This window comes from Sphingomonas yunnanensis (assembly GCF_019898765.1).
In the GTDB taxonomy this organism is placed as follows: Bacteria; Pseudomonadota; Alphaproteobacteria; order Sphingomonadales; family Sphingomonadaceae; genus Sphingomonas; species Sphingomonas yunnanensis.
In genome coordinates this window covers 236,416-249,624 of record NZ_JAIOKB010000005.1, presented here as the reverse complement: position 1 = coordinate 249,624, position 13,209 = coordinate 236,416, and the positions used below count along the sequence as shown (strand labels likewise).

14 protein-coding genes and 1 tRNA gene are annotated in these 13,209 nt (G+C 70.6%); 12 read left to right on the top strand and 3 right to left on the bottom strand.

Going from position 1 to position 13,209, the window contains the following annotated elements:
* Positions 1-28 precede the first annotated feature (28 nt).
* Entirely contained in the window at positions 29-517 is a 489-nt protein-coding gene (locus K7957_RS15150; protein ID WP_223012817.1) for a TrbG/VirB9 family P-type conjugative transfer protein, read from the top strand.
* Complete coding sequence (locus K7957_RS15145; RefSeq protein WP_223012816.1) at positions 496-765, top strand: hypothetical protein; 270 nt, start codon at positions 496-498, stop codon at positions 763-765. The genes K7957_RS15150 and K7957_RS15145 overlap by 22 nt, the downstream gene beginning before the upstream one ends.
* A gap of 38 nt (positions 766-803) precedes the next feature.
* Here K7957_RS15145 and trmB read toward each other — a convergent pair whose 3' ends face one another.
* Positions 804-1,484 (bottom strand): tRNA (guanine(46)-N(7))-methyltransferase TrmB, encoded by a 681-nt coding sequence (gene trmB / locus K7957_RS15140; protein ID WP_223012815.1) that lies wholly within the window; start codon positions 1,482-1,484, stop codon positions 804-806.
* A gap of 57 nt (positions 1,485-1,541) precedes the next feature.
* Between trmB and K7957_RS15135 the strand changes: the two genes are divergently transcribed.
* Positions 1,542-2,309, top strand: coding sequence for a hypothetical protein (locus K7957_RS15135; protein ID WP_223012814.1), 768 nt, complete (start codon positions 1,542-1,544; stop codon positions 2,307-2,309).
* Positions 2,310-2,518: 209 nt separating this feature from the next.
* Positions 2,519-3,142: a phosphatase PAP2 family protein gene (locus K7957_RS15130; protein ID WP_223012813.1), complete on the top strand. Its 624-nt coding sequence runs from the start codon at positions 2,519-2,521 to the stop codon at positions 3,140-3,142.
* A gap of 166 nt (positions 3,143-3,308) precedes the next feature.
* Here K7957_RS15130 and K7957_RS15125 read toward each other — a convergent pair whose 3' ends face one another.
* A complete protein-coding gene (locus K7957_RS15125; protein WP_223012957.1) occupies positions 3,309-3,959 on the bottom strand; it encodes a uracil-DNA glycosylase in 651 nt (216 codons plus the stop codon).
* Positions 3,960-3,982: 23 nt separating this feature from the next.
* Here K7957_RS15125 and folK point away from each other — a divergent pair, with 23 nt between their 5' ends.
* The 7 genes from folK (at position 3,983) to K7957_RS15090 (ending at position 10,179) form a co-directional block, all read left to right on the top strand.
* On the top strand, positions 3,983-4,483 hold the full coding sequence (gene folK, locus K7957_RS15120) for a 2-amino-4-hydroxy-6-hydroxymethyldihydropteridine diphosphokinase (protein WP_223012812.1): 501 nt from the start codon (positions 3,983-3,985) through the stop codon (positions 4,481-4,483).
* Positions 4,484-4,559 (top strand) — tRNA-Lys (locus K7957_RS15115).
* A 445-nt stretch (positions 4,560-5,004) separates the two neighbouring features.
* Positions 5,005-6,123 carry a transferrin-binding protein-like solute binding protein gene (locus K7957_RS15110; protein ID WP_223012811.1) on the top strand — a complete coding sequence of 373 codons (1,119 nt, stop codon included), beginning with the start codon at positions 5,005-5,007 and terminating at the stop codon, positions 6,121-6,123.
* Between the two features lie 124 nt (positions 6,124-6,247).
* A complete protein-coding gene (locus K7957_RS15105; protein ID WP_223012810.1) occupies positions 6,248-7,495 on the top strand; it encodes a surface lipoprotein assembly modifier in 1,248 nt (415 codons plus the stop codon).
* A 154-nt stretch (positions 7,496-7,649) separates the two neighbouring features.
* Entirely contained in the window at positions 7,650-8,459 is an 810-nt protein-coding gene (locus K7957_RS15100; protein WP_223012809.1) for a chromate resistance protein ChrB domain-containing protein, read from the top strand.
* On the top strand, positions 8,456-9,853 hold the full coding sequence (gene chrA / locus K7957_RS15095) for a chromate efflux transporter (protein WP_223012808.1): 1,398 nt from the start codon (positions 8,456-8,458) through the stop codon (positions 9,851-9,853). Before K7957_RS15100 ends, chrA begins: the two co-directional genes overlap by 4 nt.
* Positions 9,853-10,179 carry a hypothetical protein gene (locus K7957_RS15090; protein ID WP_223012807.1) on the top strand — a complete coding sequence of 109 codons (327 nt, stop codon included), beginning with the start codon at positions 9,853-9,855 and terminating at the stop codon, positions 10,177-10,179. Before chrA ends, K7957_RS15090 begins: the two co-directional genes overlap by 1 nt.
* An 88-nt stretch (positions 10,180-10,267) precedes the next feature.
* On the opposite strand, the gene K7957_RS15085 is transcribed toward K7957_RS15090, so the two are convergent.
* On the bottom strand, positions 10,268-10,573 hold the full coding sequence (locus K7957_RS15085) for a DUF4174 domain-containing protein (RefSeq protein WP_343228426.1): 306 nt from the start codon (positions 10,571-10,573) through the stop codon (positions 10,268-10,270).
* Between the two features lie 296 nt (positions 10,574-10,869).
* Between K7957_RS15085 and K7957_RS15080 the strand changes: the two genes are divergently transcribed.
* The gene (locus tag K7957_RS15080; protein WP_223012806.1) at positions 10,870-13,188 is read left to right on the top strand and encodes a TonB-dependent receptor; all 2,319 of its coding nucleotides are present in this window, start codon (positions 10,870-10,872) and stop codon (positions 13,186-13,188) included.
* The last annotated feature ends 21 nt before the right edge of the window (positions 13,189-13,209 follow it).

The following is a 13,209-nucleotide window of genomic DNA, read 5'->3' as shown; positions in this document are numbered from 1 at the left end:
GAGAGCGGCGCGCGGTCGGGGCGAGGCGGTGAGACCAGGGTCGTGGATCAAGCGGGAAGCAGGCGTCGCTCCTCGCCGGGCACTGCTCGGCGCGGTCGCTCTGGCGTTCGCCGCCGCCGCGACGGCACAGAGCGGCGACTCGCGGGGCCCGTCGATCGCCTATCGCGATGACCAAGCCGTCCGCGTCCGCGCCGCGCCCGGCTATCAGGTGACGATCGAGCTCGCCTCCGACGAGCCGATCGGCAACATCGCGCTGGGCGACGGCGCGGCCTGGCAGGTGACCGCGAACAAGGCGGGCAACCTGCTGTTCGTCAAGCCGCTTCAGCTTAACCCGCCGACCAACATGACGGTGGCGTCGGACGTGCGGCGCTACAGGTTCGAGCTGGTCGGCGTGGCGGAGCCCGGCGGCGACCTGCCCTTCGCGATCCGCTTCCGCTATCCGCCGGGCCGGGCGCCGGCAGGCCGCCGGGCGGCAAGGTCGGGGCAGCGGGGCCGATGCTCGCGGACCATCGCCTGAGCGGCGACCGCGCGCTCTACCCCGCGGCGATCAGCGACGCCGGCACGCGCACCCGCGTCGAATGCCCCGCGGTCTACCGCCGCGCGCACGGCACCGAGACCCTGCTCAACGGCAACATGCGCGGTAGATTCTTCGTGCTGGACGAGGTGGTCGGCAAACTCGTCTTCCGGCTCGACCGGCAGCGCGCGCGCGCCGAGCGACTGCCGCCCGCCCCCTGCTCCGTCCGGCCCGACGCGACACGGCGATAATGGTCACCACCGCTAGCTGACCCGACCGCGGGCGCGGCTCAGTCCCGCACGTACCTGAAATACCACACCTCATGCCCCTGGCGCCGCGCCTTGCGCTCGTAGCGCGTCTCGGGCCAGTCGGCCGGGCGCTCGAGGAAGTCGGCCGGGGTCGACGCGGTCCAGGTGAAGTCGCGGCGCTGGTCCATGATCATCATCGCCCAGCGGCAATAGGTCGGGTCGTCGGTGCCGAGCCGGAACTCGGCACCCGCCTTGAGCTTGCGCGCGATCAGGTCGAGCGGGCCGTGGTTCATCATCCGCCTTTTGGCGTGGCGCGCCTTGGGCCAGGGATCGGGGTGGAGCAGATACACCCGGTCGAGCGACTCGTCGGGCAGCCGCTCCACCGCCTCGAGCGCGTCGCCCATGTGGATCCGCACGTTGGCCAGCGCGCGGTCGCGCACGTGGCCGAGCGCGCCGACCACGCCGTTGAGGAAGGGCTCGCAGCCGATGAAGCCGGTGCCCGGCGCCGCCTCCGCCTGCGCGGCGAGATGCTCGCCCGCGCCGAAGCCGATCTCGAGCTGGAGCGGCCGGTCGTCGCCGAACAGCAGGCGCGAGTCGAGCGCGCCGCTCTCGGGCAGCGCCAGCCGGGGCAGCAGCTCCTCCACCAGCGCGGCCTGGCCGGCGCGCAGCGCATGGCCCTGGCGACGGCCGTAGAGGCGTCGGATCGTTGTGGGATCGTTCATGCAGCGCCGCCTATCGCCTCGCGCGCCAAAACGAAACGCGGGAAACGGAGGACGATGATGCGGGCCTGGGTGATCGGCGCGGTGACGGCGACAGTGCTGGCGCTGCCAGCGGCCGGCGGGGCGCAGCTGCGCGCGCTCGGCGCGGTGTCGATGCAGCGCGTCGACGGCGCGTGGAAGCCCGCCGCCTTCCTGTGCGACTCGACCGACCGCGACTGGGCGATCGCGATGTCTCCGCCCGACCGCGACGGCCAGGTGACGCTCACCAGCTACGCCAAGCCAGGGCTGGCGACGCATCGCGCGACGGTGCGCGTCGGCCAGGGCGACGCGGGCATGGGGCACGTCTGGTACACGCTGACCAACGCGGCGGGCCGCGAGGTCGGCGCGGTCGAGACGGTCAACCCGCAGATGGTCGAGGCCGGCGCGACCACGCCCACGGTCGTGTCGCTGCGCTACGGCCCGACCATCAGCCAGTGCCGCTTCGCCGCGCAGACGCGCGTGCTCGGGGTCACCGCCAAGCGCTCGATCCAGGTCACCGGCGACGGGCGCGGCGGCTATCGCTACCGCAGCTACAACCACGACGCGGCGCTCGGCGCGGTGGACGTCCCCGGGGGCGGGCATGACACGCGCGCCTCGGTGACGATCGACGGCGGCCGCGTGATCGACAGTTCGCGGGAGCGGCGCACCTACCAGTTCGAGCGCGACGGCTTCGTCTACCGCGTGATCGCCTCGCTCGAGCCGGCGCAGGGCGCCGGCGCGGTTCAGGTGTGGCGCGACGGGCGGCTGCTGCTGGAGGAGCCGTTCGCGGCCTATACCGCGGCGGGGTGAGCGGGGCATGTCCTGCCCCATGCTGCCGGCGTCATGCTGAACTCGTTTCCGCATCCACCGGCCCGCTGGTGCCGGAGTCTGGGAGCGCGCGGCGCGGTGGATCCTGAGACAAGCTCAGGATGACGGAGCGGTGAGGAAGGAGGCCGAGCGCAACCCCTACCGTTCCGCGACCGTTAGCACGGTCCACGGACAGCAGCAGGGACGGCGGGATGGGCAAGAAGAAGGCGGTCAAGAAGGCGGCCGAGCGCGAGCATGACGTGCTCGCCCCGGTCCGCGCGCTCGCCGGCAGCCCCGCGGTGCGCGCGCTCACCCCGCTCGCCAAGGCGACCGACGAGCCGCCGCTGCTCGCGCTCGGCCTCGGCACGCTCGCGCTCGGGGCGGTGCTGCGCCGGCCGGCGATGGCGCGCAGCGGCGCGCGGATGGTGACCAGCCACCTGCTCGCCACCGGGCTCAAGACGGTGATGAAGGCGAGCGTCGACCGCGTCCGCCCCAACGCCGCGGGCGACCAGCCGACGGTGGAGAAGGGGCACGGCACCGACGACACGACGCGCAACGCCTTCCCCTCCGGCCACACCGCCGGCGCGGTGGCGATCGCGGAGGCGGTGCGTCACGAGCTGCCCGGCGCGACCGTCCCGGCGCGGCTCGCCGCGGGCGCGGCGGGCGCGCTGCAAGTGACCCGCGGCGCGCATTACGCCAGCGACGTGGTCGCGGGCGCGGCGATCGGCTGGCTCTCCGAGCGGCTGGCGAGCTGGGCGATGTCGGCGGCGGGCGGCGCGCTCGCGCGGCGGGCCGAGACGCGCGCCGAGGCGGAGGCGGGGGCACATCCGAGCTGACCCGCTCGCTTGCCTGCGACGATGACGCCGTCGATCCTCACGCGGAGACGCGAAGGTGCCGCCGGCGTCGCGGCGCCGTGACAGCCACGTGCAGCAGCGGCGAGCGCGCCGCGCGGCCGGCAGCGTCACCCTTGCGTCTTCGCGTCTTCGCGTGAACCCTCTCGCCTCAGCCCCCGCGTAGCGAGAGCGCGCGCGCGAACACCGCCTCGAGCATCGTCGGGGTCAGTCGCCCGGTCTGCTGATTGTAGCGCGAGCAATGGTAGCTATCGAGCACCACGCGCCCGTCGGGCAGCCGGTGCTCGGCGCCGTGCGCGAAGCGCGCCTTGGGCAGGCGCCCGCCGAGCGCCTTGATCGTCGATTGGTGTGCCAGCTGCCCCAGCGCGACGTACACGCGCGCCGCGGGCAGCGCCGCCGCTGCCGCGGCGAGGAAGGGGCGGCACGCGCGCGCCTCCTCGGGCGTCGGCTTGTTCTCGGGCGGCAGGCAGCGCACCGCGTTGAAGATCAGCGCCCCTTCTAGCGTCGGCGCTGCCCCGCCCGGGTCGGCGCTCGCGAGGCCGAGGCGCGTCAGCGTCGCGAACAGCAGCGCCCCCGCGGCGTCGCCGGTGAAGGCCCGCCCGGTGCGGTTGGCGCCGGCGCGGCCGGGCGCGAGCCCGACGATCACCAGCCACGCCGCCGCGTCACCCAGCGCGGGCACGGGCGCGTTCCACCAGTCGGGCTGCTCCACCCGCAGCCGCTCGCGCAGGGCGACGAGACGCGGGCAGCGCGGGCAGTCGCGCGGCGGCTCGATCGCGGCGAGCGGAGAGGGTGCCAAGTCCATCGCGGTGCGATAGGCGCAGCGGCATGGAGCGGACAAGCGACGCGCAGCGCTATCTTATCGGTGTCGGTAGCAACCGCCGCGGCCGCCACGGCGCGCCGCGCGCGGAGGTGGCGGCGGCGCTGGCGCTGCTCGGCGGCAGTGCCGCGCCGATCCGCGCGAGCGCGCCGCTCGGCCCGTCGACCCGAGTTTTCTCCAACAGCGCGGCGTTGATCGCGAGCGACGAGACACCCGAGGCGCTGCTAGCGCGGCTCAAGGCGATCGAGCGCGCCTTCGGGCGGCGCCGCGGGCGGCGCTGGGGCGCGCGTGTGATCGACCTCGACGTGATCCTGTGGTCGCGCGGGCGGTGGCGCTCGCCGCGGTTGACGATCCCGCACCCGGCCTATCGCGCGCGCGCCTTCGTGCTGGCGCCCGCCGCCGCGCTGGCCCCGCGCTGGCGCGACCCGGCGAGCGGGCGGACGCTGCGCCAGCTCCATGCCCGGTTGACCAAGCCGCGCGCGGTGCCTAGGCCGGCGCGCACCGCGTGAGGGTCCGTAGCTCAGTCGGTAGAGCAAGCGACTTTTAATCGAGAGGTCCCGGGTTCGAGCCCCGGCGGACCCACCACGCGGCGCTCCGAGACCATTGAGCGGCTGCCCTCGCCGTGGCGCGCTCCGGGGCGGGCTGACGATGGTCAGCCCTCATGGCATTGTGACGAAGCTAGAGCGCCTCAGTGCGGCCATGTTCCCGGGCATGCCGCTCAGTGGAAACAGTTTTCCTCAGTCCGCACCGTGACACATCTCGGGGCCACGATAGGCCGAGAGACGTTGGTCTATCATCAGCGTCCGCACGCGCGACAAAAACGCAGCGCGGTACGGGCGAGAGGGCGCGCCGATCGATCTGGTCGGGTGGCGACGCGCGCTCGCCCGCGGCTCAGTCCATCGATCTTACCGCGGCCGCGGCCAACAAGCAGCTGACTTGGATCGATTTGCTGCTGTGACAAACAGACGCGGCAAACGCTTTGTTAAGTATGCAACGATAGTGCCTCTCCCGACAGTCAAGGGAGATTCGAATGCGCTCGTTGATCGTTGCCCTCGCGTTGCCGCTGGCCGCCTGCGGTGGAGCGGGAGACGGTCTCTCCTCGGCTGGCTCGTCTGCCGCGACCGGCGGCGCCTCGGGGACGACTGGCATCGCCCTGCCGCCTCCGGCGGGCAGCACGGCAACCCAGGCGAACATGTTCGACGTGACAGCAGCGACCAAGTTCGACGCGGTCAGTGCGATGCACTCGCTTTCCGTTTCCGCCACCAAATCAGAACTCTATCAGGGCAACGCCAGCACAGCGGATTCCCCCGCCGGATCGATCAGCTATGATCCCCGCGACGGCATCTTCGTCATGACGCTCGCCGACGCGAAAGCCGACATCACCCGGAACATAACGTTCCAAGACCCAGGTCACCGCACGACGGCTGACTCGGGTCGTGTCGAGCCGCAGGTCCCGCTGTTGGCGGGCTTCAATTACCTCTCCGTGCTCGACGGAGAGACACCGTTGACCTTCTTCTATCAGCGGCCGAACAGCGTGGGATCATTTGTCTCCCTCGCCGGCTTCGAACGGAATGAGAAACGGGCAGATGGGTCATCTACGTCGGAGCAAGGCGTCCTCGTATTCGGCACACGCACGCCGCTGTTTCAGACGCCGACCAAAGGCACGGCGCGGTTCGACGGCCAGTTCCTCGCGACGATAATGGCACAGCGGGATGATTTCTCGGAGCGGGCACAGCAGTGGCTTGCCGGCAGCAGCGCGGTGGATGTCGACTTCGCCTCGAGGAAGGTAGCGCTGACCCTGTCAGGCACCGTCGGACAGACGTTCATCCAAAACGGACCGGTTGCTAATACTGCGCTCAGCGTCCCCGCTGGTTCGACCTTCAATGCGACCGGAACAGCGAGCTGGGGCACGTTCTCCAACGCCTTCTCCGGCAAGTTCGCCGCCGCGAGCTTCACCACCGACGGGAAAGTGACGCCGGTCGACTTCACGAGTGTCAGCGCCGGCACATCGACCGCCGGGGCGAGCTCCATCGATGGAGCTTTCTACGGGCCGGACGCCAAGAACGTCGGCGGCAACTTCCGCATCGTCGGTGGCATCCCCAATCAGCGCGTCGACATCCTCGGCGGCTTCACGGGCACGAAGAAGTAATCGACTCACCGGAGAAGCAGCGATGAGGCTGATAGGGCTGGCGGCGGCTGCGACGTGCCTCGCCGCGTCACCTGCCGCGGCCGGGCCGGATCAGTCATGCTCCGCGGGAGTGTGCGAGGTCAGGTTGACGCCGACGCAGTTGCTCGGCGCGGCCGAGCGGCTTGTCACCGAGGGGCGCTATGCCGAAGCCAAGCCGCTCGTCGACGTCCTCAGGCAAGCGCCGGAGCTGAGATTCCAGTCGGCGTTCCTGCATGGCCTGATCGCGTCGCGGACAGGAGATTATGCCACCGCCGCGGATCAGTTCATGGCGATCCTCGCGAACGATCCGCGGCAGACGCGGGTCCGGCTGGAGCTGGCGCAGGCTTTCATGGCCCTGAAGAAGACGGCGAGCGCAGATCGACAGCTGCGTATCGCCCAACAAGACGCGGATCTGCCGCAGCAGGTCGCGCGGACGATCCGGATCGCGCGTGATACCATCCGCAGCGGCAGGGCGTGGCGCCTCGACATCAATCTCGGGCTCGCCCCCGATACCAATATCAACAATGCCACCTCGGCTAGATCTGTTACTATCCTGCTCGGCGATGACGCGTATAGCGCCGACTTGAGCAAGGATGCCAAGGCTACTTCCGGGCTGGGAGCAACGGCGCAGCTCTCCACCGGTCTCAGGCTGCCCATCAGCGACAAGATATCTGCGCTCGTCGAGATCGATGCGAACGGCACCGATTACTCCGGCAAACGGTTCGACGATTTCTCCGTACAGTCGGCCGCGGGCGCCGAATATCGCGTGACCGCCACTAGAAGCGTTTCCCTCGAGGGCACGTACGCGCGTCGCTGGTTCGGTGGTCGCTCGATCATTCAACAATATGGGGCTCGAATCGGGAGCCAGATGACACTCGGACGAGCGGATCGGCTCGGTCTCCAGATCGACCTCCGCCGTAATCGGGCCTTTTACGACAGCGGCTATGATGGGTGGCAAGGCGGTGTCTACGCCACGTTCGAGCACGCGCTTACCCGCACCATCGTCGCTTCGATCGGCCCTTTCGTCAGGCGCGAGTGGCTGCACGAGGACGCGTTCTCCAACCGGGAGTTCGGCGGCAACGTCGGGATCGGGGGTGAGCTGCCGCGCGGGTTCAACGTCGGGGCCAGCGTGGGGGTGTCGCGCGCGATCTATGATGCGGCGCTGCCTCTCTTCGATCCGAAGCCTCGCCTCGACAATCGTGCTGTCTTTCGCGCGACCGTCGGGAACCGGATGCTGCGGCTGCACGGCTTCTCCCCTCAAGTGAATTGGACACACAATCGGATCGACTCCTCGCTCGGCTTATACTCGATCACGCGAAGCCGATGGGAGGTCACGCTCGCGAGATACTTCTAAGCTTATCCGGAACCGCCAGCGAAGACGCTGACGAAGCGGGCCGCCGCGATTGACAAAGCGGCCCGCCGATGGCTCATTGCGGCCATGGGGACGGCGATCTCCCCACGAGGCGTCAGCCGGAGAATCGCGTCCGCTTCTTCGTGAAGGACGCCTCATGCCTGCGCCGAACGCCATCTCTGCCGACAAGCTGTCCCGTCTGGTCGGTACCGCCAACTGCCCGCGGATCGTCGACCTGCGCGACTCGCCCGCCCGCGTTCTACCCGGGACGATACCGGCGGACCGACACGGCGCGGCGATCGGCGGCGCCGTCGTCGTCGTCGACCAGGACGGCGGGACGGCGGCGCTCGCCGCGGTCGCGGTGCTGCGCAGCGACGGCGTCGCGGCCGAGGTGCTCGAGGGCGGTTTCGCCGCGTGGGAAGCGGCCGAGCTGCCCACCGTCGCGCTCGCCCATCTGCCGCCCCGACGCGGCGACGGCAGGACATGGTGGGTGACTCGCTCGCGACCCAAGGTCGATCGGATCGCCTGCCCCTGGCTGATCCGCCGCTTCGTCGATCCGCTGGCGCGCTTCCTCTTCGTCGCGCCCGCCGAGGTGCTGGCGGTCGCCGCGCGCGAGCGGGCCGAGCCCTTCGACGTCGCCGAGGCGGGCGTGGTCTGGAGCCACCGCGACGAGAAGTGCACCTTCGACATCATGGTCGAGGCGTTCGGGCTGACGGATCACGGTCCGCTCGCCCGGATCGCGGCGATCGTGCGCGGCGCGGACACCGATCGGCTCGACGTCGCGCCCGAGGCGGCCGGGCTGCTCGCCATCTCACTCGGCCTCTCGCGCAGCCACGGCGACGATCACGAGCAGCTCGAGGCGGGCATGGTCGTCTACGACGCGCTGTATCGCTGGGCGCGCGACGCATATGCCGAGCGGCACAATTGGTCGTCGCATCAGCCCGCGCGCGCGCGGACGCCGGCATGACCGCCGCCACGCTCGACGCCGTCGTGCCCGCGCGGCCAGCGCCGGTGACGCTGGGCGAGGCCTTCTGGGTCTGGCTGCGGATCGCCCTGCTGTCGTTCGGCGGCCCGGCCGGGCAGATCGCGGTGATGCACCGCATCCTCGTCGACGAGAAGCGCTGGATCGGCGAGCAGCGATTCCTCCACGCGCTCAACTATTGCATGCTGCTGCCCGGGCCGGAGGCGCAGCAGCTCGCCACTTACATCGGCTGGCTGCTGCACCGGACCAAGGGCGGCGTCGTCGCGGGCGTCCTGTTCGTCATCCCCGGCGCGGTCGCGATCATGGCGCTCAGCTGGGTCTACGTCCTGTACGGACGCGTCGGCATCGTCTCGGCGCTGTTCTTCGGGCTCAAGGCGGCGGTGCTGGCGGTCGTGCTGCAGGCGGTGGTTCGGATCGGCGGGCGCGCGCTGCGGTCGACGCCGGCCCGGCTGCTCGCCGCGCTCGCCTTCGTGCTGATCTTCTTCCTCGGCGCTCCCTTCCCGCTGATCGTCCTCGGTGCCGGGCTGATCGGCTGGTGGTCGGCGCGTCGGGGCAGCACTGCCTTCCACGGCGGCGGTCACGGCGCGAGCAAGGGGGCGGCGGTCGCCGATGCCGACACGTTGCTCGGCGAGGACCTGCCCGCGCACGCCCGCCCGACCTGGGCCGAGACGGTCCGCACCGCGCTCCTCTGGCTCGCCCTGTGGCTCGTTCCGGTCGCGACGCTGCTGGTCGCGCTCGGCCCCGACGACGTGTTCAGCCGGATCGCGACCTTCTTCTCGACGATGGCGATGGTGACGTTCGGCGGCGCCTATGCGGTGCTCGCCTATGTCGCCCAGCAGGCGGTCGAGAATGACGGCTGGCTGCAACCCAGGGAGATGCTCGACGGGCTCGGCATGGCGGAGACCACGCCCGGGCCGCTCATCATGGTCCTGCAGTTCGTCGGCTTCCTCGGCGCCTATCGCGATCCCGGCGCGCTGTCGCCGCTGGTCGCCGGGACGCTGGGCGGCCTGCTCGCCACCTGGGTGACGTTCGTGCCGTGCTTCCTCTGGATCTTCCTCGGCGCGCCCTTCATCGAGCGGCTGAGAGGCAACGCCGCGGTGGCGGGCGCGCTGTCGGCGATCACCGCCGCCGTCGTTGGCGTGGTCCTCAACCTCGCGGTCTGGTTCGCGCTGCACATGCTCTTCCGAGTCACCGCGGCCGTGACGCTGGGGCCGATCCGCTTCGACGCGCCGGTGCTCGCCAGCCTCGATCCCTGGGCGACGCTGCTCGCGGCGGCCGCGGTGGTCGCGGTGTTCTGGGCGCGCGCGGGGGTCATCACGACGCTGGTGGCGAGCTCGATGGTCGGCCTCGCGCTACACCTGCTCGGACTGATCGGCTGATGCGCGCCGTGGCGACCGCCGCCGCCGTCGCGGCGGTGCTGACGGGCGCGCCGGTGGTGGCGCAGGTCAGCGTGAGCGGCACGACGCGCGTCCGCGTCGAGACCATCGGCGGCCAGCCACGCGCCGGCTTCGATCAGAGCGACACGCTGCTCAACTTCAGCACGACGGTCGCGGCGCAGTATGAGGACGGTCCGGTCGAAGGCGCTGCGCCTCGAGCTCGATGCCGTCCTGTTCGACAAGGGGCACTTCCTCCGCGCGGCGCCGAACGCGCCGGCCGGGCGATAGACGACATATATATGTCGCTGAACGCGACCGCGATGTTCTGAGAGGTGAGATCCGCACCGTCGCGCCCGCGCCAGCCCTCACCGACCGACGCGAGCTACCCCGCACGACGCCGGACAGCGACGAGGCCGACTAACGCTGCCCCGCGCGCCGCATCGGTATCGCGTCGATCGTCTCCTCCAGGACCGTGGCCGCGACCGGGCGTGATTGCCGCGGCTTGACCCCGCCGTCCTTGCCGATGAGGACGACCGTGAAGCCGCGCCGTGGCAAGGTGTACCGCTCTCGCAGGCGCGTCGGCGCATCGCTGGCGCCCGTCACATTGTCACCGACGATCTCGACCACGTGCAGGTCGCGCGCCGCCGCCGCCCAGCGCCATGATCGCGCGCTGTCGCCGAAGCGCGGCATCCGGCTCGGCCGGTGCGGCGACGAGAAGGACACGCTTCTCCCATCTGAGCGCCGCGAGGCTGCCTGGGGCGGCTGCCGCCAGGGACATCGCGATCAGCGCGGGCGCCGTGTTCATGCCGGCGAAACGCACCGATCGCCGCGACGTCGCGTCGAGCGAGCGCCGCGCCGCGCTGACCGGTCGCCGTGCCGACGCGAGTGGCGCCGACGCGACCGGTCCGGCACGAATCAACCGCACGGCGATATCCTATTGCTCCGATCGGATAATGCGTTGATGATCGTGCCAGCGCGTCGCCGAGCGGCGCGCCTCGCAAGAAAAACTAAGGGGCATCATGCGACCGATCGGGCCAGCCGCGTTTCTCCTCGCCACCGTCACTGCATCCTCGCCATCGTTCGCGCAGGTCGCACCTGCGCCCGCCGCGGCCGGCGGGGCCGCGGAGACGCCCGCCGGCACCGACGAGTCCGGCGACGTCGTCGTCACCGCCCTGCGCCGCCAGTCGACCGTGCAGGCCACCCCGATCGCGATATCGGCGCTGGGCGAGAACCAGCTCTCGCGGCTGGGTGCCACCACGATCGCCGACGTGATCCGCCAGGTCCCAGGGCTGCAGCTCACCGAGAGCGACTCGGGACGCACCCGCGTCTCGATCCGGGGCGTGCAGGCCGCGGGCGAGAGCACCGTCGGCCTCTATTACGGCGAGACGCCGCTCACCGGCCCCTCCGGCACCAACTCGGACCCGGCGGGCAACACGCCCAACCTCAACCTCTTCGACGTCGAGCGGGTCGAGGTGCTGCGCGGGCCGCAGGGGACGCTCTACGGCTCGGGCTCGATGGGCGGCACGCTGCGCGTCCTCTTCAACCAGCCCGACCCGACCGCTTACGCCGGTACGGTCGAGGTGCAGGCGAGCAGCACGCGCGACGGCGGCATCGGCTATTTCGCCAAAGGAGCGCTCAACGTTCCGCTCGTCGCCGACCGGCTGGCGCTGCGCGTCGTCGGCTATCGCGAGCGGCAGCCGGGCTTCGTCGACTATACGCTGCTCGACCGCCGCGACACCAACCGCGCCACGCTGGAGGGCGGGCGCGCGATCCTGGCCTATACGCCCAGCAGCGCGGTGACGATGACCGCGACCGCGCTGCTGCAGACGCAGGATATCGCCGGCACCTCGCAGTACAGCTCGGCGCTGGGTCGCTACCGCGCCGACTTCCAGATCTTCCAGCCGTGGCACGACAAGCTGCAGCTGTACAACGGCGTCGGCCGCTTCGACCTCGGCTTCGCAACGCTCACCGCGAGCGCCTCCTGGTATCGCTGGGACGTCGAGAGCACCAACGACAACAACGCCGCCTTCGCCAGCGTGGTCTCGGGCGCGCGCTGGTGTCCGCTCTACACCCGCGTCGCGCTCGGTGTGCCGGTCACGAGCTGCACCGCGGCGCAGCGCAGCGCCTACCAGGCCTATGCCCGCTCCAAGGCGCCGTTCGGCGCCTATCAGCCGCGCTACGTGCGCAACTTCATCCAGGAGGCACGGCTCGGCTCCAACGGCACCGGCCCGCTGACCTATACCGTGGGCCTGTTCCACGAGGACCGCTTCGATCGCGTCGACACGTTGCCCTTCGCGGGCGACCCGATCACCGGCGGCCAGCGCGACCCGGTCGACGATCTCGGCGGCCGCAACATCCTCACCAGCGTCGAGCAGACCGCCTTCTTCGGCGAGCTCGGCTATCGCCTGTTCGCGCCGCTGACGCTCACCGTCGGGCTGCGCCACTTCGACTATACCAAGACGGTGGGCGGCGCGTATCTCGGCTATAATTTCACCAACGGCCAGGAACCGCGCGCCTACGAGGAGACGACCGCCAACGCCAAGGGCTGGGTGAAGAAGTTCAACGCCGAGCTGAAGCTGACGCGCGACCTGCTGCTCTACGCCAATGCGGCGCAGGGCTTTCGCCCGGGCGGCGCCAACAACATCCCCAACCTGCCCGCGCCATATCTCGTCTACCGGCCCGACTCGCTGTGGAACTACGAGCTGGGCGCGAAGACCTCCTGGTTCGACCGGCGGCTGACGCTCAACCTGGCGGTCTATCGCACCGACTGGGACGAGGTGCAGACCAGTGTCTCGACGCTCCAGCAGGGCGGCGGCAACTTCAACTTCATCTACAACCTCGCCGGCGTGCGCGTCGAAGGCGTCGAGCTTGAGGCGAGCGCGCGCCCGCTGCGCCACCTCACGCTGAGCGGCAGCGTCAACTACAATGACGCGAAGCTGACCTCCGACCAGGTCGACTCCACCGGCTTCATCACCGCGCCGGGGCGCTCGGGCGACGTGCTGACCTATGTCCCGCGCGCCACCGCCGCCGCCGGGATCGACTATGCCCCGCCCATCGACGACCGCTTCAACGGGCTGTTCCGGCTGGATTATACCTATACCGGTCGGATGACGACCGAGCTGCGCGAGAGCAACGCTTTCTATCGCCGCATCGGCGACTATAGCATCGTCAACGCCCGCGTCGGGATCGAGGGGCAGGGCTTCGGCGCCTATGTCTTCGCCAGCAACCTGTTCAACGAGAACGGCCTCAATCGCGTCGCCTCGGCGACGGGCACGCCCGATTATTATGTCAGCACGCGCCCGCGCACGATCGGCGTCAACCTGCGCCAGAGCTTCTGAACCGCCCTTCCCGCCGTCCGA

Coding starts and splice junctions, on each gene's coding strand:
- K7957_RS15145 (WP_223012816.1), top strand. CDS start 496: ATGCTCGCGGACCATCGCCTGAGCGGCGACCGCGCGCTCTACCCCGCG.
- trmB (WP_223012815.1), bottom strand. CDS start 1,484: ATGAACGATCCCACAACGATCCGACGCCTCTACGGCCGTCGCCAGGGC.
- K7957_RS15135 (WP_223012814.1), top strand. CDS start 1,542: ATGCGGGCCTGGGTGATCGGCGCGGTGACGGCGACAGTGCTGGCGCTG.
- K7957_RS15130 (WP_223012813.1), top strand. CDS start 2,519: ATGGGCAAGAAGAAGGCGGTCAAGAAGGCGGCCGAGCGCGAGCATGAC.
- K7957_RS15125 (WP_223012957.1), bottom strand. CDS start 3,959: ATGGACTTGGCACCCTCTCCGCTCGCCGCGATCGAGCCGCCGCGCGAC.
- folK (WP_223012812.1), top strand. CDS start 3,983: ATGGAGCGGACAAGCGACGCGCAGCGCTATCTTATCGGTGTCGGTAGC.
- K7957_RS15110 (WP_223012811.1), top strand. CDS start 5,005: ATGCGCTCGTTGATCGTTGCCCTCGCGTTGCCGCTGGCCGCCTGCGGT.
- K7957_RS15100 (WP_223012809.1), top strand. CDS start 7,650: ATGCCTGCGCCGAACGCCATCTCTGCCGACAAGCTGTCCCGTCTGGTC.
- chrA (WP_223012808.1), top strand. CDS start 8,456: ATGACCGCCGCCACGCTCGACGCCGTCGTGCCCGCGCGGCCAGCGCCG.
- K7957_RS15090 (WP_223012807.1), top strand. CDS start 9,853: ATGCGCGCCGTGGCGACCGCCGCCGCCGTCGCGGCGGTGCTGACGGGC.
- K7957_RS15080 (WP_223012806.1), top strand. CDS start 10,870: ATGCGACCGATCGGGCCAGCCGCGTTTCTCCTCGCCACCGTCACTGCA.